At 72.8% G+C, this 17,889-nt stretch carries 17 protein-coding genes and 1 pseudogene; 10 read left to right on the forward strand and 8 right to left on the reverse strand.

Annotated features, from left to right (window positions below; genetic code table 11):
* Positions 1 to 650 (forward strand): annotated as a pseudogene (locus tag Q9S36_RS35010) (alanine dehydrogenase); the annotation flags it as partial.
* On the opposite strand, the gene Q9S36_RS35015 reads toward Q9S36_RS35010, so the two are convergent.
* On the reverse strand, positions 635 to 1,144 hold the full coding sequence (locus tag Q9S36_RS35015; protein ID WP_311289412.1) for an HIT domain-containing protein: 510 nt from the start codon (positions 1,142 to 1,144) through the stop codon (positions 635 to 637). The pseudogene Q9S36_RS35010 and the gene Q9S36_RS35015 sit on opposite strands and share 16 nt — an antisense overlap.
* Positions 1,145 to 1,166: 22 nt before the next feature.
* Between Q9S36_RS35015 and Q9S36_RS35020 the strand changes: the two genes are divergently transcribed.
* Both Q9S36_RS35020 and Q9S36_RS35025 read left to right on the forward strand, forming a co-directional pair.
* A complete protein-coding gene (locus tag Q9S36_RS35020) occupies positions 1,167 to 1,643 on the forward strand; it encodes a GNAT family N-acetyltransferase (protein WP_311289413.1) in 477 nt (158 codons plus the stop codon).
* 218 nt (positions 1,644 to 1,861) lie between these two features.
* On the forward strand, positions 1,862 to 2,674 hold the full coding sequence (locus Q9S36_RS35025; RefSeq protein WP_311289414.1) for a transglycosylase family protein: 813 nt from the start codon (positions 1,862 to 1,864) through the stop codon (positions 2,672 to 2,674).
* Here the strand turns inward: Q9S36_RS35025 and Q9S36_RS35030 are convergent.
* Positions 2,623 to 3,471, reverse strand: a complete 849-nt coding sequence (locus Q9S36_RS35030) for a metallophosphoesterase (RefSeq protein ID WP_311289415.1) — start codon at positions 3,469 to 3,471, stop codon at positions 2,623 to 2,625. The two genes, Q9S36_RS35025 and Q9S36_RS35030, sit on opposite strands and share 52 nt — an antisense overlap.
* Positions 3,472 to 3,570: 99 nt before the next feature.
* Here Q9S36_RS35030 and Q9S36_RS35035 point away from each other — a divergent pair, with 99 nt between their 5' ends.
* A complete protein-coding gene (locus tag Q9S36_RS35035; protein WP_311289416.1) occupies positions 3,571 to 3,723 on the forward strand; it encodes a hypothetical protein in 153 nt (50 codons plus the stop codon).
* A 256-nt stretch (positions 3,724 to 3,979) separates the two neighbouring features.
* On the opposite strand, the gene Q9S36_RS35040 is transcribed toward Q9S36_RS35035, so the two are convergent.
* Entirely contained in the window at positions 3,980 to 5,155 is a 1,176-nt protein-coding gene (locus Q9S36_RS35040) for an aminotransferase class I/II-fold pyridoxal phosphate-dependent enzyme (protein WP_311289417.1), read from the reverse strand.
* Positions 5,156 to 5,166: 11 nt separating this feature from the next.
* Positions 5,167 to 6,924 (reverse strand): threonine--tRNA ligase, encoded by a 1,758-nt coding sequence (gene thrS, locus Q9S36_RS35045; RefSeq protein ID WP_396653906.1) that lies wholly within the window; start codon positions 6,922 to 6,924, stop codon positions 5,167 to 5,169.
* Positions 6,925 to 7,324: 400 nt separating this feature from the next.
* Here thrS and Q9S36_RS35050 point away from each other — a divergent pair, with 400 nt between their 5' ends.
* Genes Q9S36_RS35050 through Q9S36_RS35065 form a run of 4 tightly spaced genes read left to right on the forward strand, consistent with a single transcriptional unit; the run spans position 7,325 to position 11,314 of the window.
* Positions 7,325 to 8,431, forward strand: a complete 1,107-nt coding sequence (locus Q9S36_RS35050) for a glycosyltransferase family 1 protein (RefSeq protein WP_311289418.1) — start codon at positions 7,325 to 7,327, stop codon at positions 8,429 to 8,431.
* Positions 8,428 to 9,519, forward strand: a complete 1,092-nt coding sequence (locus Q9S36_RS35055; protein ID WP_311289419.1) for a glycosyltransferase — start codon at positions 8,428 to 8,430, stop codon at positions 9,517 to 9,519. Before Q9S36_RS35050 ends, Q9S36_RS35055 begins: the two co-directional genes overlap by 4 nt.
* Positions 9,516 to 10,517, forward strand: a complete 1,002-nt coding sequence (locus Q9S36_RS35060) for a glycosyltransferase (RefSeq protein ID WP_311289420.1) — start codon at positions 9,516 to 9,518, stop codon at positions 10,515 to 10,517. The genes Q9S36_RS35055 and Q9S36_RS35060 overlap by 4 nt, the downstream gene beginning before the upstream one ends.
* Positions 10,514 to 11,314 (forward strand): galactosyltransferase-related protein, encoded by an 801-nt coding sequence (locus Q9S36_RS35065; protein ID WP_311289421.1) that lies wholly within the window; start codon positions 10,514 to 10,516, stop codon positions 11,312 to 11,314. Before Q9S36_RS35060 ends, Q9S36_RS35065 begins: the two co-directional genes overlap by 4 nt.
* Before the next feature lie 45 nt (positions 11,315 to 11,359).
* On the opposite strand, the gene Q9S36_RS35070 is transcribed toward Q9S36_RS35065, so the two are convergent.
* From Q9S36_RS35070 to Q9S36_RS35085, 4 genes are all read right to left on the reverse strand, one after another.
* Positions 11,360 to 13,627 (reverse strand): catalase, encoded by a 2,268-nt coding sequence (locus tag Q9S36_RS35070; RefSeq protein ID WP_311289422.1) that lies wholly within the window; start codon positions 13,625 to 13,627, stop codon positions 11,360 to 11,362.
* 102 nt (positions 13,628 to 13,729) lie between these two features.
* On the reverse strand, positions 13,730 to 14,581 hold the full coding sequence (locus Q9S36_RS35075) for an alpha/beta fold hydrolase (protein WP_311289423.1): 852 nt from the start codon (positions 14,579 to 14,581) through the stop codon (positions 13,730 to 13,732).
* Complete coding sequence (locus Q9S36_RS35080) at positions 14,578 to 15,522, reverse strand: SDR family NAD(P)-dependent oxidoreductase (RefSeq protein ID WP_311289424.1); 945 nt, start codon at positions 15,520 to 15,522, stop codon at positions 14,578 to 14,580. The genes Q9S36_RS35075 and Q9S36_RS35080 overlap by 4 nt, the downstream gene beginning before the upstream one ends.
* Positions 15,519 to 16,595, reverse strand: coding sequence for a YihY/virulence factor BrkB family protein (locus Q9S36_RS35085; protein WP_311289425.1), 1,077 nt, complete (start codon positions 16,593 to 16,595; stop codon positions 15,519 to 15,521). The genes Q9S36_RS35080 and Q9S36_RS35085 overlap by 4 nt, the downstream gene beginning before the upstream one ends.
* A gap of 84 nt (positions 16,596 to 16,679) precedes the next feature.
* Between Q9S36_RS35085 and Q9S36_RS35090 the strand changes: the two genes are divergently transcribed.
* Both Q9S36_RS35090 and Q9S36_RS35095 read left to right on the forward strand, forming a co-directional pair.
* Positions 16,680 to 17,150 (forward strand): MSMEG_6728 family protein, encoded by a 471-nt coding sequence (locus tag Q9S36_RS35090; RefSeq protein ID WP_311289426.1) that lies wholly within the window; start codon positions 16,680 to 16,682, stop codon positions 17,148 to 17,150.
* A 130-nt stretch (positions 17,151 to 17,280) separates the two neighbouring features.
* Positions 17,281 to 17,868 carry a hypothetical protein gene (locus tag Q9S36_RS35095; RefSeq protein ID WP_311289427.1) on the forward strand — a complete coding sequence of 196 codons (588 nt, stop codon included), beginning with the start codon at positions 17,281 to 17,283 and terminating at the stop codon, positions 17,866 to 17,868.
* Positions 17,869 to 17,889 lie beyond the last annotated feature (21 nt).

The raw sequence follows: 17,889 nt of genomic DNA on the forward strand, positions 1-17,889 counted from the left end.
GGCTGAGCGCAGTCGTCATCGGCTTCGGCGCCACCGCGCGTGGCGCGGTCACCGCCCTCAAGGCGCACGGCGTGAACGACGTCGCCGTCCTCACGACCCGCGGGGTCGCTGCGGTGGGATCGCCCATCCACTCGGTGCGGATCCGACAGTTCGACCACGACCCCGACACCCCGGGAGTCAGCCACGTCATCACCGACCGTGGACGCGAGCCCCTGGCGGCGTACCTCGCCGAGAACGACATCGTGGTCAACTGCACGCTCCAGGACACCGCGGCGCCGCTCACCTACCTGCGCACCGAGGACGTGGCCGCGTTCCGGAAGGGCAGCCTGGTCGTGGACGTGTCGTGCGACGAGGGCATGGGCTTCTCCTGGGCCGTGCCGACGACGTTCGACGACCCGATGTTCACCGTCGCTGACCGCGTCCACTACTACGCCGTCGACCACAGCCCGTCGTACCTCTGGAGCTCGGCCACCTGGGAGAACAGCGAGGCCCTGTTGCCCTTCGTGGACACCGTGCTCGCCGGCCCCGCCGCGTGGGACGCCGACGAGACCATCAGCCGCGCCATCGAGATCCGCGACGGACGTGTGCGAAACCCCGCGATCCTGTCCTTCCAGGGCCGGGAGGCGGAGCACCCCTACCGCGTGGCCTGAGCGTCGTCCCAGGCGCCGGCGATCAGGTCGCGGGTGTCCTCGAGCAGCTGCGGCAGGGTCTTGGTGCCGCCGACGACGGTGATGAAGTTGGCGTCGCCGGTCCAGCGCGGCACGACGTGCTGGTGCAGGTGCTCCGAGAGCGAACCGCCCGCGGAACGGCCGAGGTTGAGGCCGATGTTGAACGAGTGCGGGCGGCTGACCTCCCGGATGGCACGCAGCGCCTGCTGGGTCATCGCCATCAGCTCGGCCGACTCGGACTGCGTGAGGTCAGCGAGGTCAGCGACGTGGCGGTAGGGCAGGACCATGAGGTGGCCGGGGTTGTAGGGGTGCAGGTTGAGCACGGCGTAGGTCGACTCGCCCCGAGCCACGACCAGGGTCTCCTCGTCGGGGTGGTGCGGGATCGCGCAGAAGGGGCAGCCCTCGTCGTCGACGGCGGTGCGGACGTAGGCCATCCGGTGGGGCGTCCAGATCCGCTCCAGCGCGTCGTCGCTCATGCCGCGATCCTAGGGTGGGGCGATGACGTCGATCCGACCGGCCACTGACGCCGACATGGCCGCCGTGGCCGACCTGTGGCACGAGGGCTGGCACGACGGTCACGCAGGTCACGTGCCCGAGGGGCTCACCGCCGCCCGGACGTTGCCGGCGTTCCACGAGCGCACGCCGTCCCGTGTCGCCGACACGACGGTCGCGGTGTCCGACGACGACGAGCTGCTCGGGTTCGTGATGGTCGTCGACGACGAGGTCGAGCAGGTCTTCGTCGGCCGCTCCGCGCGGGGGTCGGGCCTCGCACCGCTGCTGCTGGCGGAGGCCGAGCGCCGGGTGGCCGCGGCCGGCCACGTGTCGGCGTGGCTCGCCGTCGTCACCGGCAACGCCCGGGCCCGAGCGTTCTACGAGAAGCAGGGCTGGACCGACGCGGGCGACCTGCCGTACGAGGTCACCGCGGGCGGCGAGCGCTTCGTGTCGCCGTGCCGGAGGTACGTCAAGAGCGTGTGAGCCGCGGCGTGAGTCCGCTCACGCTCCCCCGCTCAGCCGCCGTCCCCGATTCGACATGCCCGCCGAGGCATGTTCTGGTGGTGGGGCCGCAGGCAGTGGCCCTCGTCGTGGACAGGGCACCTCCCCTCGCGAGGTGATCGCCGCCGCGGCCTCGACGCCCGTCCCGACGGTGTCGCGTCCGAGCGCCCCCGCGCCCAACCATGTGAGGTCAGAAGCACGTGCGTGCCACCACCACACCCACCCAGCCCGCCGCTCGATCCGTCCGTCGTCGTGTCGCAGCCAGCACCGCCGTGGCCGCACTCGCCCTCGGTCTGGTGCCCGCCAGCGCCACCGCCGCGGAGGCCGACGCCGTCGCCGTCCGCGTGAAGGTCGCCGACCAGCCCGCCGTCGCCGTCGCCACCGCGCCGCGCGTGTGGCCCGGCAAGCTCCTCGAGGCCCAGGGCGTGCCGGTCGACGGCAACGACCTGGTGAAGGTCGTCCGTGACGGCCGCAAGGTCACCGGCGCGAAGAAGCGCGTCCGCGAGGGCGACGTCGTGAAGATGACCGACGTGGAGAAGGTCCGCAAGGCCACGCGCGAGCGCGTGCGCGCGGGCACCGTCGAGATCTTCACCACGAAGCTGAAGCCCGGCAAGCGCAAGGTCGTGCGCGAGGGTCGCCCCGGCGTGCGCAAGGTCGTCAAGCTGAAGACCCTGCACAACGGCGAGCAGGTCCGCTCGCGCGTGGTCCAGAAGAAGCTCGTCCGCGACGCCCGCCCCCGGCGGGTGCTCGTCGGCCGCAAGCCGTTCACCGTGCCGGGCACCGACGGCCTCAACTGGGGCGCGCTCGCCAACTGCGAGTCCGGCGGCAACCCGAACGCCGTCAACCCGGCCGGCTACTACGGGCTCTACCAGTTCGACATCGGCACCTGGCGCAGCGTCGGCGGCTCGGGCCTGCCGACCTCCGCGTCGGCCGGTGAGCAGACCTACCGCGCCAAGCTGCTCTACAAGCAGCGCGGCCGCTCCCCCTGGCCGAACTGCGGTCGCCTGCTCTGAGCCTCGGGCTGGCTCGGCGCGGCCAGGGTGTCCAGGTCGAGGACACGGACGTTGCCCTGGTCGCGCCGCGCCGCGAGCGACCAGATCGTCGTGTCGTGATCCGCGCCCGGCAGTCGTACGACCGCCTCCCCCGCGACGTGGAAGTGCCCGTGCGCCAGCAGGCGGGGTCGGACGCCCGACACGGCCCGCGTCATCTTCTCGACCCCGTCGTCGGCGTACGCGAGGACGTCCTCGGGCCAGCCCAGCGGGTTGTCGGCCATGATCTCGCCGACCGGTGGGGTGCAGTAGGGGCGGCCGGGGCTGTCGTGGGTGAGCATCACCTCTGCATGACCGCCGGCGATCGTGGCCCGCACGTGCTCCTCACGGAGCACCTCGGAGGGCCACCAGTCGATGCCCTCCGTCAGCAGGTGGCGGTTCACCGACGGCGCGCTCCCGAGGGCGACGAACGACCGGCCACCCAGCTCCCAGCGAAAGCCGCGAGGCAGCATGGTGACGTGGTCGGTCACGGGGATCGGCCGGAGGGTGCCGTGCTCGTCCTGCCACCGCGGGTCGGCCCACAGCGCGTCGAGGGTCGCCCAGTTCTCGTGGTTCCCGGTGATGCACTGCAGCTCGATCCCGTACTCGGCGCACAGTGACTCGATCACCTGGAGGTAGCCGTCGGGATCCGGGCCGTAGCCGAACCGCAGGTCGCCGAGCTGGTAGGCCACGTGCACGTCCCCGCGCTCACCGAGCATCCTGAGACAGTCGATCGCCGCCGCGGACTCGCCCTCCAGGTCGCCGATGAGCCCCACCATCATGACGGCGATGATGTCAGGGCAGGCGGACGCACGTTCGTCGACCTCGACGATCCACGCCGTGTGGGAGGATGCGAGACCTACAGCAGCTGAGGGGGACGCATGGACTGGTCGGTGGTGCTCATCGTGGTGGCGCTCGTCGTGGGTCTCGCCGTGGCGCTGATGGCGTTCGGCGTGCTCAACTCGCTCGGCTTCGGTCCTGACAACGACCCGTCGGCTGAGCTCCACGACGGACACGGTCGCTCGTCCGACTAGCTGCGCCGGCGGGCCGGACGTCGCGCCGACCGTCGCGCGCACGTGCGGCGGTTCTGGCCCGTCCAGTCGTCGGAGCGGGGCGACATCCGCCGCACGTGCGCACCTGACGCTGGGGAGCACCGTCTGAGATCCGCACACCGACACGAGCGGACGCATCGCATGCGCAGGAGGAGGCGTCGATGGCGATGGCGTCGATGGGGATCGCGTCATCCGGCGCGGCCCGGCCCCGAAGCCGACCCGGTGGAGGCGGCGCGACCTAGCGCCAGGCCTTGGCCAGGCGCTCGACGATCTCTGTGAGACGGGCGGGCGAGGTGGCGATGTTGAGGCGGACCTGGCCGGTGGTGCCGGGGGCGTAGGAGGCGCCGGGGCTCAGCATCACCCGGCCGCGCTCGAGGGCGACGGCGGCGGCGTCGTCGTGGCCGTAGGCGGAGGCGTCGAGCCAGGCGAGGTACGTCGCCTCCAGCGGGCGCATGCGCACCTCGGGCAGGTGGGCGGCGAGCAGCTCCCCGAGGAGGGTGCGCTGCTGGTCGAGGCGCTCGACGAGCGACGCGAGCCACGGGTCGCCGTGCTCGTAGGCCGCGCGCGCGGCGACCACGCCGAGGGGCGACCAGGAGTCGTTGCGCGACATCGGCTCGGCGGCGAGGCGCTCCCGGTCGGCCGCCGAGGGCACCACCAGCTGCGCGCAGCGCAGGCCCGCGGTGTTGAAGGCCTTCGACGCGGCCACCACGGCGACGGCGTGGTCGTGGGTGCCCTCGATCGAGAGGTACGACACGTGCTGGGCGCCGGGCAGCACCAGCGGGGCGTGGATCTCGTCGCTGACCACCCGGGCGCCGTGGGCCACCACCACGTCGCGGATCCCCTCGAGCTCCGCGCGGGTGAACACCCGGCCCCACGGGTTGTGCGGCTGCGTGAGCAGCAGCGTCTGGGCGCCCCTGGCGAGGAGCCTGTCGAGGGCGTCGAGGTCGATCTCGCACCGCTCGGCCGACGTCGGCACCGCCAGCAGGTGCTCCGTGCGACCGGTGACCTGGGGGAGTCCGTGCTGCGCGTTGTAGCCGGGCGTCGGGAACACCACCCCGCCGGGACCGCTGAGCACGTCGATCGCGAGCCGCACCCCGGCCGTCACGTCGACGACGGGCTGCACGGCCTCGGGCTCGGGCGCCCAGCCGAAGTGCCGCCCCGCCCAGCCGGCATACGACGTCGCGAGCGCCTCGTCGCGGAGGACGGGGTAGCCGGTGATGCCGTCGGCCAGCGCCTCCTGCACCGCCCCGAGGACGACGGGGTCGACGGCGTAGTCCATCTCCGCGACCCAGGCGGGGATGACGTCGTCGGGCACGCCCCACTTCAGGGGCAGCGCCCGGCGCGCCTCCTCGTCGGTCAGGTCGACGACGGGACGACGCGGTTCCGAGGCCCGCTGCGCTCGCACCTCAACCATCGATCAGGGGCTCAGACCTGCTCGCGGCTCGCCACTGCCGCGGCCACCCGCTCGATCGCGTCCGCCAGGGGTACGCCGTTGTCCTGGCGGCCGTCGCGGTAGCGGAAGCTGACGGCACCCTTCTCGACGTCATCGTCGCCGGCGATCATCATGAACGGCACCTTCTGCAGCTGCGCGTTGCGGATCTTCTTCTGCATCCGGTCGTCGGAGTCGTCCACCTCGACGCGCAGGCCCTGTGCCTTCATCTGCCTCGCGATGTCGAAGAGGTAGTCGTTGTGGCGCTCGGCGATCGGGATGCCCTGGACCTGGACGGGTGCCAGCCAGGGCGGGAACGCGCCGGCGTAGTGCTCGACCAGGACGCCGATGAACCGCTCGATCGAGCCGAACTTCGCGGAGTGGATCATCACCGGCTGCTGGCGGGACCCGTCGGCGGCGACGTACTCCAGGTCGAAGCGGTCGGCCGCCGGCTGGTTGAAGTCGTACTGGATGGTCGACATCTGCCAGGTCCGCCCGATCGCGTCCTTGGCCTGGACGGAGATCTTGGGGCCGTAGAACGCCGCGCCGCCCGGGTCGGGCACGAGGTCGACGCCGAACTTGCGCGCGGCCGTCTCGAGCACCGAGGTCGCGGTCTCCCACTGGTCGTCGGAGCCGATGAACTTGTCGGGCTTGGAGTCGTCGCGGGTCGACAGCTCGAAGTAGTAGTCGTCGAGGCCGAAGTCGCGCAGCAGCCCGGTGACGAAGGTGAGCAGGTGCTCGACCTCGGCCGAGGCCTGCTCCGGGGTGACGTAGGAGTGCGAGTCGTCCTGGGTCATCGCACGCACGCGGGTCAGGCCGTGCACGACGCCGGACTTCTCGTAGCGGTAGACCGACCCGAACTCGAAGAACCGCAGCGGGAGCTCACGGTAGGAGCGCTGGCGTGAGCGGTAGATGAGGTTGTGCATGGGGCAGTTCATCGCCTTGAGGCGGTACTCGGCGTGCTCCATCTCCATCGGCGGGAACATGGTGTCCGCGTAGTAGGGCAGGTGCCCGGAGGTGTGGAACAGCCCGTCCTTGCTGATGTGGGGGGTGCCGACGTAGTCGAAGCCCTCCTCGAGGTGCCGGCGGCGGACGTAGTCCTCCATCTCCCGCTTGATCACGCCACCCCTGGGGTGGAAGACGGCCATGCCCGACCCGATCTCGTCGGGGAAGGAGAACAGGTCGAGCTCGCGACCGAGCTTGCGGTGGTCGCGGCGCTCGGCCTCCTCGATGCGGTGGAGGTGCTCCTCGAGGGCCTCCTTGGACTCCCAGGCGGTGCCGTAGATGCGCTGGAGCTGCTTGTTCTTCTCGTCGCCGCGCCAGTACGCCGCGGCGCTCCGCATCAGCTTGAACGCGGGGATCCGCTTGGTGGTCGGCAGGTGCGGGCCGCGGCACAGGTCGGACCACCTCGCCTCGCCGTTGCGGCCGATGTTGTCGTAGATGGTGAGCTCGCCGGCCCCCACCTCGACGCTGGCGCCCTCGGTGCCCTCGGTGCCGGCGCCGCCCTTGAGCCCGATCAGCTCGATCTTGTAGGGCTCGTCCTGGAGCTCGTCCAGGGCGTCGGCGTCGGTGGTGACCCGGCGCTCGAAGCGCTGGTTCTCCTTGATGATCTTGCGCATCGCGGACTCGATCTTCACGAGGTCCTCGGGCACGAACGGGGTCTCGACGTCGAAGTCGTAGTAGAACCCGTTCTCGATCGGCGGGCCGATGCCCAGCTTCGCCTCGGGCCAGAGCTGCTGCACCGCCTGGGCCATCACGTGGGCGGTCGAGTGGCGCAGGATCTCGCGGCCGTCGGGGCTGTCGATGGCGACACCCTCGACCTCGTCGCCGTCGGCGAGCTCGTAGGACAGGTCCTTGAGCGCGCCGCCGACGCGGGCGGCGATCACGTCCGCGTCGTCGCGGAACAGCTCCCAGGCCTTGGTGCCCGTCGTGACCGCGGTCTCCGCACGCTGCTCGGCGTGGATGCGGACGACCTGGATGTCGGACACGAGGGCTCCTCCTGGGAGTGATGTGAATGGTGTGGTGAGCGGCCGGACGGGTGTGCCGGCCCGGTCGATGCTATCGGCCGGGGCAGGGCCGGCTCACCCCGGTTTCGCGTTCACCCGAGCGGGTGGACGACGCGGTGAGGAGAAGCGCTTCTGGGTACGACACCGCATGACGATCGCTCAGCGCCGGGTGGCGGGCGCCCCGACCCGGCCCCTCACCGTGGCCTCCGTGCCCTCGGGGCACGTGTACGTGCGGCACCTGTCCCCCCTCGACGGCCGTGGCGCCGTACGCCTTCCCGACCCCGACCCCGGGCGCCCCGACCGCCCCGCGGGTGCGACCTGGTGGCCGCCGGTGATGCTGGACCCGGACTGGGCCCGGCAGGCCGACTTCGACGTGTTCCACCTGCACTTCGGCTTCGACGCCTGCCCGCCCGAGCAGCTCGACACGCTCACCCGGGTCGTCCGCGGGCGCGGCAAGCCGTTCGTGTTCACCGTGCACGACCTGCGCAACCCGCACCACACCGACCAGCAGCTGCATGACGCCCAGCTCGACGTCCTGGTGGCCGCCGCCGACGCGCTCGTCACCCTCACCCCGGGAGCCGCCGCCGAGATCGAGCGCCGGTGGGGTCGCACACCGACCGCCGTCCCCCACCCCCACGTCGTCGACCTGCCGACGATCTCGCGGGCGCTGACGGTGCGACCGCTGCTGCGGCACCGGCCGTTCCGCGTCGGCCTCCACCTCAAGAGCCTGCGGGCCAACATGGACCCGATGCGGCTCCTGCCGACCCTTGTCGAGACGGTGGAGCGGCTCGACGACGCCGTGCTGCAGGTCAACTGCCATCGCGACATCCTGGACGCCGACGGCGCGCGTCACGACGCCGAGCTGTCGGACTGGCTCCGGTCCGAGGCGGCGGCGCGACGTCTCGAGCTGCACGTGCACGACTACTACTCCGACGAGGACCTCTGGGCCTACCTCGCCTCGCTCGACCTCTCCGTGCTCCCCTACACCTTCGGCACGCACTCGGGCTGGCTCGAGGCCTGCCGGGACCTGCAGACCACCGTGCTGGCGCCCAGCTGCGGCTACTACGCCGACCAGGGCCCGGTGCTGACCTACACCAACGACGGTGACGACTTCGACGCCGCGTCGTTGCGGGACGCCGTGGTGCGGGCGCACACCGAGCGCCCCCGGTGGGGCGCGACCCTCGACGAGCGCACGGAGCAGCGACGCACGGTGGCCCGGGTCCACGAGGAGCTCTACCAGGAGCTGAGCAGGTGACCGCTCTGCCCGTCCGCGAGCGGTTGAGCATCTGCCTCGTGGCCAACAGCCGCTTCCCGATCGTCGAGCCGTTCACCGGTGGCCTGGAGTCGATGACCTGGCACCTCGCGCACGAGCTGGTCCGGCGCGGGCACGACGTCGCGGTCTTCGCCGCGCCGGGCTCGGACCCCTCGCTGGGCGTGGAGGAGCTCGAGGTGGACGCGCTGCCGGAGCACGCCGGACGTCACGACGTGGGCGCACCGCCGTACGTCGAGGTGGCCGAGCACCACGCCTACCTCTCGCTCATGCTCGGGCTGGCCGGGCAGGACGCGCAGCGCTTCGACGTGCTGCACAACAACAGCCTCCACTACCTGCCCGTCGCCATGGCACGGACGCTGCCGATGCCGGTGCTCACCACCCTGCACACCCCTCCCCTGTGGTGGCTGGAGTCGGCGGTGCGCCTCGACGCCGGCGCCAGCTCCTTCGCCGCGGTCTCGCGCTACACCGCGTCGTCGTGGTCGTCGGTCGCCGACGTCACCTGCGTGCCGAACGGCGTCGACGTCAGCCGCTGGCCCGTCGGCCCCGGCGGCGCGACGGCGGTCTGGTCGGGGCGCATCGTGCCGGAGAAGGCGCCCCACCAGGCCCTCCAGGCGGCCCACCTGGCCGGCATCCCGATCGTGCTGGCCGGCCCGGTCCTCGACCTCGACTACTTCCACGAGGCAGTCGAGCCGCTGCTCGGTGCCGAGGCGACGTACGCCGGCCACCTCGCGCAGGCGGACCTGGCGACGCTCGTCGGGGCCGCAGCCGTCGCGGTCGTGACACCGGACTGGGACGAGCCCTACGGGCTGGTCGCCGCCGAGGCGCTGTCCTGCGGCACCCCGGTCGCCGCCTACGCGCGCGGTGGCCTGCCCGAGGTGCTCACCGCCGAGACCGGCCGGCTGGCCCGTCCCGGCGACGTCGCGATGCTCGCCCGGGCGATGGAGGAGGCGGCGACGCTGGACCGCGTCCAGTGCCGCGCCCACGCCGAGCGCGACCTGTCCCTCACCCGGATGGTGGACCTCTACGAGGGCCTCTACGTCGACCTGCTCGCCGGGGGCCTGGCGGCGTGATCGGCTACTACGTCCACCACCAGGGCAGCGGGCACCTCCACCGGGCGGTCACCGTCGCACCGCACCTGCCCGGCCCCGTGACCGGGATCAGCTCGCTCCCCCGCCCCGACGCCTGGACCGGGCCGTGGCTCCAGCTGCCCCGCGACGACGCCGCGTCGTCGTACGCCGAGGCGGACGTGACCGCCGCCGGGCGGCTGCACTGGGTGCCCACCGGTGACCAAGGACTGCGCAAGCGGATGGCGGCCATCGCGGCCTGGATCGAGCGCCACGCTCCTGCGGCGCTGGTGGTGGACCAGTCGGTGGAGGTCGGCCTGCTGGCCCGCCTGCACGGCACGCCCGTGGTCGCCATGACGGCACCGGGCGTCCGCACCGACTCCGCCCACCTGCTCGGCTTCGGGGTCGCGTCGGCGGTGGTGGGCGCCTGGCCAGACGGCTGGACCGACCGCCTCCTGCCCGGCCTCGGGGTGCCGGGCGAGCGGATGCACACGATCGGTGCCGTCTCGCGCTTCCCTGTCGCGACGGACCGGGTGCGGACGCGGCGCCGACCGCACGCCGTGCTCCTCGCCGGGACCGGCGGTGACGGTTTCACCGCCCAGGTGGTCGCCCGTGCCCAGGAGCAGACCCCGGACTGGGACTGGACGGTGCTCAGTCGCACCCTCGGCTCCTGGCACGCCGACCCGGCGGCGGTCCTCGCGGACGCGGACGTCGCGGTCCTGCACCCGGGCCAGAACTCCCTCGCCGAGGTCGCCGCGATGCGGGTCCCCGCCGTGGTGGTGCCGGCGGACCGGCCCTTCCACGAGCAGCAGACCACCGCGCGGGCCCTGCGCGACGGGTGGCCCGCCGTCGTGGTCGACCGCGTGCCGCGGACGGGCTGGCGCGACCTGCTCGACGAGGCGGTGTTCCTCGACGGGCAGGGCTGGGCGGAGTGGTGCGACGGCTTCGCCCCCACGCGGCTGGCCGACGTGGTCAAGCAGGTCGCCCACGAGGGGCTCGCGTGAGCGGGGCACGCACCGCTGTCGTCACCGTCGTGCACGGCCGGCGCGAGCACCTCGCGCGCCAGCGGGCGTCGCTCGCCCGGTCCACGACGTCGTACGAGCACGTGGTGGTCGCCGTCGACGACCCGGAGGTGGCCGACAGCAGCGTCACCGTGCCGCCCCATCCCCTGGGCCTGCCCGTGGCCACGGCCCGCAACCGCGGCGCGGCGCACGCGCTCGACCGGGGCGCCACCACGCTGGTCTTCCTCGACGTCGACTGCCTCGCGGCGCCGGACCTCGTCGAGGCGTACGCCGACGTGGTGGCCGAGGAGCCGCGGACGGTGTGGTCGGGCCCGGTCACCTACCTCGACCCGCGACCGCCCGGAGGCTACGACCTGGCCGCGCTCGGCGCGCTGGACGCGCCCCACCCGGCCCGGCCCGCTCCGGCACCGGGCGAGCGCCTGGCCGACGCGGACCCGGACCTGTTCTGGTCGCTGTCCTTCGCCTGCTCGGCCGAGGCGTGGCGGGCGACGGGCGGGTTCTGCGAGGACTACGTCGGCTACGGCGGCGAGGACACGGACTTCGCCCGGGTGGTCCTGGCCGCGGGGCTCGACCTCGGCTGGGTGGGCGCGGCCCGGGCCTACCACCAGTGGCACCCCGTCTCCCGCCCGCCGGTGGAGCACGTGGCCGACATCGTGCGCAACGCCGAGGTCTACCGCCGCCGGTGGGGCGTCGTGCCCATGCGCGGGTGGCTGGAGGCCTTCGAGGAGCGGGGTCTCGTCCGCTGCGACGACGACGGGCGCTGGCTCCTGTCGGCCTGAGCCGGGGCCTGCGCCCGTCGTCGTGCGGGACTCACGGCACGGGTCTCACACCCGGGTCGCGAACCGCTCCCACGACCGGTGCCCGCCCAGCAGGGCGAGCAGGTCGTCGTGCAGCTCGCCGGCGCCGTCGCCGGTCACCACACCGGCGCCGGCGAGACCGAGCTCGTCGATCACCGACCGTCCCTCACCGAGGGCGAGCACCGCCTTGCAGTGCCGGAAGCACTCCTCGACCAGGAGGCCGACGCGTGGGTCGGTCGCGACCGTCGAGGCGTCCCCGGCCTTGCTGTCCCGGTTCACGATCGCGTCCGGGGCGGGCGGGGCGGCGCCCGCCACCACCAGGGCGTCGAACTCGACCGAGCGGGCGGTGGCGAAGGTGCGCTGCGCCACCAGCCCCTCGCCCAGCTCGCCGCCTCGGGGCGCGATCAGCAGCGGCAGCACGCCGGCGGCGAGCAGGCCCTCGCGGAGCTCGGCGACGGCACCGAGGTCACCCGCGGGGTCGACCACGACACCGACCAGGCGGCCGTCGGCGGGCCAGGTCTCGCCGACCTGCGAGAGGGCGGGGCTGGGAGCCGGGTCCTCCACCTCGACGGTCGGCCGGGGAGCGGGCAGGCCCAGCGCGGTGGCGACCTCCGCGCACAGCGTGGGGTCGATGTTGGCCAGCGCCAGCAGCTGGCGCTCCTTGATCGCCTGCTCGTAGCACTTGCCGAGCTCGAAGCTGTAGGCGTTGATGATGTGCTGCTGCTCGACCGGCGACATGCTCCTCCAGAACAGCCGCGCCTGGCTGAAGTGGTCGTCGAACGAGGCAGGGTTCTCGCGCACCTTGGCGGCAGTGGGCACCTCCACCGGCACGTCCACGAACGCCCCCTCGTCAGCGCCGGCGAAGAACGGGCAGCCGGCGTCCAGCGAGCTGGGCTTGTAGGGCGCCACGCCTCCGTGCACGGCCTGCTGGTGGAAGCCGTCGCGGTGGTTGTCGTTGACCGGCGCGTGCGGGCGGTTGATCGGGATCTGGTTGAAGTTGGGTCCGGCCAGGCGCGTGAGCTGGGTGTCGAGGTAGGAGAAGTTGCGCGCCATCAGCAGCGGGTCGTCGGTGCCGTCGATGCCCGGCACCAGGTGGCCGGTGTGGAAGGCGACCTGCTCGGTCTCGGCGAAGAAGTTGGTCGGGTTGCCGTTGAGGGTGAGCGTGCCGATCACCTGCACGGGGGCGAGCTCCTCGGGCACCAGCTTGGTGGCGTCGAGCAGGTCGATGCCTTCGAACATCTGGTCGGGGGTGTCCGGGAAGGTCTGGATGCCGAGGTCCCACACGGGGAACGCGCCGGACTCGATGGCGTCGTACAGGTCGCGGCGGTGGAAGTCGGGGTCGACTCCTCCGGCGAGCTGCGCCTCCTCCCAGGTCAGCGAGTGGACGCCGAGCCGGGGCTTCCAGTGGAACTTGCACAGCGTGGTGCCGCCGTCGGCGTCGACCAGCCGGAACGTGTGGACGCCGAAGCCCTCCATCATCCGGTAGCTGCGCGGGATGCCGCGGTCGGACATGTTCCAGATCGCGTGGTGCTGTGCCTCGGTGTGGAGGGACACGAAGTCCCAGAAGGTGTCGTGGGCGCTCTGGGCCTGCGGGATCTCTCGGTCCGGGTGCGGCTTGCCGGCGTGGATGACGTCCGGGAACTTGATGCCGTCCTGGATGAAGAAGACCGGGATGTTGTTGCCGACGAGGTCCCAGTTGCCCTCGCGGGTGTAGAACTTCGTCGCGAAGCCGCGGGTGTCCCGCACCGTGTCGGCGGACCCGCGAGAGCCCAGCACCGTGGAGAACCGCACGAACACCCGGGTCTCCTCGCCCTTGGCGAAGACGGCGGCCCGGCTCACCTTCGACGCGGCGCCGTTGGAGACGAAGACCCCGTGCGCGCCGGCGCCGCGGGCGTGCACCACGCGCTCCGGGATGCGCTCGTGGTCGAAGTGCATGATCTTCTCGCGCAGGTGGTGGTCGGCCAGCACGGTCGGGCCACGCGGCCCCACCTTGAGCGAGTGGTCGCTGTCGCCGATGCGCACGCCCGTGGCGGTGGTGAGGTACGCCCCCTGCTGGGCGCTGGCGGTCGACGGGTCGGCGCTCGGCGCGCCCGTCGGCGAGAGCGGGGTCGGCTGCTGCTGGTCCGGCTTGGGCGGCGGCACCTCACGCGGCTCGGTCGGCTCCTCCAGCGACGGCGGCTCGCTGCCGGGCGCGCCCGGCACCGGCTTGTCAGTGAGGTTGACGGCCTCCGCGACGGCGTCGGCGATCTCACCGGCCACCTTCTTCGCAGCGGCGACGGGCTTCTTGGGGGTCATCCGGGCTCCTCGAGTGCATCGGATCGGGGTTCGGGTCGGCACGCCCTGTACCCCCGTGCTCCACCCGGGCATGCGCGCCGCCCGACCCCGACGCAGAACGTCTCAGCAGGCGGATGCGCGCCGGTCGTGGCGCCGGACGAAGTCGGCGACCTCCGCTGCCACGACGTGCGGGTGGGTCCGGGCCACCCAGTGGCCGTGGGGCAGCTCCCGGCGCTCGAGCCGGTCGGCCCACGGGTCGCTCGCGGCGAGCGAGGCGTGCCTGATCGCCACGTCCCGGGTGAGGGCGAGCTGCAGCACCGGGACGCTGGTGCGCGGCGGCGCGGACCGGGGCGTACGACGCCGCAGGTTGCCGCGGTAGTAGCGCAGGCCGCTGGCCGCGTCGCTGTCGAGCATCCCGAGCAGGGGCGGCGCCAGGGGCGAGACGAGGAACGGCAGGTAGGACGACGACACGGCCTGTCCGAGCAGGGCCGCGACGGCCCGCGGGCTCGGGCGCACCACCGTGCGGCGGACCCAGTGCGCGACGTGGTCGAGGTGGGGGCCGCTGATCGAGGTGAAGGAGGCGATGCGCTCCTCCGCCTCGGGGCGGCACACCGCCTCCCACGCCTGGACCGAGCCCCAGTCGTGCCCGACCAGGTGCACCTGCTCGCCGCGGGCGACGGCGTCGAGGACGGCGAACAGGTCGTCGGCGAGGGCGTCGACGGTGAACGCCGAGTCGGGCGCGTCGGTCGCCGACGCACCCTGCCCACGGGTGTCGTAGGCCACGACACGGAAGTCGGGGGCGAGCAGCTCGGCCACGCCGTCCCACATGCGGTGGGTGTCGGGCCAGCCGTGCACCAGCACCACCACGGGGCCCTCCGCAACGCCGCCCTCGAAGACCGCGAGGTCGAACGGGTGGTCCGCCTGCTCGCGCGGCACGTGCCGGCGGCGCGGGAGCGGCCGGGCAGGCCGGGTCACGACCGTCCGCCGGCCGTCCGCCGCACGACCTCGGCGAGGTTGGCCGCGATGCCGAGCAGTGGGTTGCCCTGGTTGCCGCGCAGCCCGTTGAGCTCCTGGCGGCTCGCCAGCACGTTGCCGGGACCGCGCACGACCGGGGCGACGAGGTCCTGCGCGACCACCGAGAACAGCGGTCCGACCAGCCGGTCGTACACCCACGGCAGGGCGGTGAACCCGAACCGGATGACGTCGTTGGACAGGCCCACCTGTCCTCCGCGCCACGGTGCGTCCGCGGCCACCAGCACGCGCGAGGCGGTCTTCTCGGGCCGGTCGACCGGGAAGGGCGGGCGGCCCACCGAGTCGCCGTACGTCGCCGCCTGACGGTAGATCGGGGTGTCCACGCCGCCGGGGGCGACGTAGGCGAACCGGATCCCGGGGCGGTCGCGGTTGTCGACGCGCAGCTGCCGGAACAGACCCCGCACGCCCCACTTGCTGAGGACGTACGCCGCCATGTCGGGCACGCCGATGTGCCCGATCACCGAGCCGACCAGCACGAGCGCGCCGTCGTCCTGGTCCCGGAGGACCGGCAGCACGTGGCGGGCGAGGTTGACCGGGCCCAGCAGGTTGGTGGCGACCACCTGGTCGAACACCTCGACCGGGACCGCGTCGATCCCGCCGTAGGCGACGACACCGGCGGAGCTGACGACCACGTCGAGCCTTCCGTGCCGGCCGACCGCCTCCGCCACGGCAGCCTCCACCTGCGCGTCGTCGCTGATGTCCGCCGGTGTGACGAGGGTCGAGGCGGCGCCGAGCCGCTCGCAGTCGGCCGCGACCCGGTCCAGCGCCTCACGTCCGCGGGCGAGCAGGACGAGGTGGTCACCGCGCGCGGCAGCCTGTCGGGCGACCGCCTCGCCGATGCCGCTGGACGCGCCGGTGACCAGGACGACGCGCGGAGCGCTCACCGGTCCCGCCCCGGGTCGGTCTTCGCCTCGGTCTTCGCGTCGGCGTCCTGCCCGCGGGACTCGCGCAGCCGGCGTGCCCGCAGCACGTCCTCGCGCTCCTTCTCGGCGGCCTTGTCGATCTTGCGGGTGTCGCGCGGCGGGAGCTGGATCTCCTCCTCCGCGGGCATGCCCGCCTGCAGCTCGCGGCCACGCTCGAGCTCGGCATCGAGCTCGCCACCGAACAGCAGGGCGAGGTTGGTGATCCAGAGCCACAGCAGGAAGACGATGACGCCGGCGAGCGAGCCGTAGGTCTTGTCGTAGGAGCTGAAGTTGGCGACATAGAAGCCGAACAGGACCGAGGCGATGATCCAGATGACGATGGCGACGGCGGCGCCGACGCTGATCCAGCGGAACTTCGGCTGCTTGACGTTGGGCGTGGCGTAGTAGAGCAGCCCGACGACGAGCATGACGACCAGCAGCATCACCGGCCACTTGGCGATGTTCCAGACGGTGACGACGGTCGAGCCGAGGCCGATCGCGTTGCCCACCGCCTCGGCCGCGGGACCGGTGATGACCAGGCCGACGAGGACGGCTGCGGCGAGCACGACGGTGACCAGGGTGACCAGCAGCATCATCGGCCGCAGCTTCCAGATCGGCCGGCCCTCGTCGACCTCGTAGATCCGGTTCATCCCGCGACCGAAGGCGCCGGTGTAGCCCGAGGCGGACCACAGCGCCGCGGCCAACCCGAGCACGAGGCCGAAGCCGGCGCTGGAGCTCTGGCTGAGCTGGACGAGCGTGGGCTCGAGGGTCTTCGCCGCGCTGCCGGCCCCGATGTCACGCATGATCTCCAGCAGCGTGTCGACGGTCTGCCGGCCGTCGCTCACCAGGCCGACGACCGACAGCATCGCCAGCGCCGCGGGGAACATCGCCAGCACGGCGTAGTAGGTGAGGGCAGCGGCCAGGTCGGTGCACTGGTCGTCGGAGAACTCGCGCACGGTCTTGCGCAGGACGTAGGTCCAGGACGGCTTGGTCAGGTCCTGTGGCGAGTCGGGCTTGTCGGTCATCCGGTGGGTCTCGGTCGAGGCACGATCCATGCCCCCACGTACCCACCCGCGCCCGCTTCACCCCCTCCCCTCGGCTGTGTCGTCCGGCAGGCCCGGCTGCCTAGCGTGTCGTGGGTGCAGACCTTCCTGCCCTACCCCGACTTCGAGCGCTCGGCCCGCGCGCTCGACGCGCGCCGGCTGGGCAAGCAGCGCGTCGAGTGCCTGCAGGTGGTGCTCGGGCTGACCGTGCCCGGCTACGGCTGGCGGCACCACCCCGCGGTGAAGATGTGGCGTGGCCACCTCGAGGCGCTGGGTCGCTACACGCTCACCTGCTGCGAGGTCTGGTCGGAGGCAGGGCGCGCGGACACCTGCGCCACCACGGTCGTGACCGACCTCCGGGAGGCAGGCGTGACCCGCATCCGCAGCCAGTCCGAGCTGGCCGAGGCGGACGCGCTGCCGTACTGGCTCGGCGACCCCGACGTCCACCGGTCCCACCAGTCCGCCCTCGTGCGCAAGGACCCGGGGCACTACGGCCCGCTCTTCCCCGACGTGCCACCCGACCTGGACTACGTGTGGCCGGCGCCGGCGGACGGGCCGCGCGGCTGAGTCCCGGGACCTCCGGGGACCAAGGTCCCACGGAGTAGGTGGCGTTGTCCCCATCCCGTGGCGCGCGGCGCTTCCTAGCCTCGTAGGCGAGGCGGGAGCGACCCACGACTCCCCTGACGGAAGGCACATCATGCGTGCGGTACTCGACAAGCTGATCTCCTGGACCGGGCTGGCGCTCGCCGCCGTGCTCCTGATCGCCGGAGGTCTCCTGACCTGGGCCAACACCTTCATCGGCGACCAGGTCGACCAGCAGCTGACCCAGCAGGGCATCACCATGCCCGAGGGAGAGGCCCTCGCCAGCCTGCCGAAGGAGGACGCCGCGGCGCTCGAGGAGTACGCCGGCAGCGAGCTGAACACCGGCCCCGAGGCCAAGGCCTACGCCGACCACTACATCCTGGCGCACATGAACGCCGCGAGCGACGGGCGCACCTACCAGGAGGTCAGCAGCGAGTTCCTCGCGCTGGACGACGAGGCCAAGGCGAGCGAGGAGGGCCAGGCCCTCGGCGGCCTGCGGCAGACCCTCTTCATGGGCAACACCCTCCGCGGCCTGCTCCTCTACGGCTACGCCTTCGCCACCATCGGCACGATCGCCGGCTACGCCGCCCTCGCGGCCTTCCTCGGAGCGTTCGTGCTGCTGGCCCTGGCCCAGCTGGGGATGCGGCACGCGCGGCGCACCGTCGAGACCGAGGAGCGCCAGCCGGAGCTGGCCACGGCCTGACGTCCCGCGTCACGCCGCAGC

The sequence above is a fragment of the Microbacterium sp. ARD31 genome, assembly GCF_031844425.1.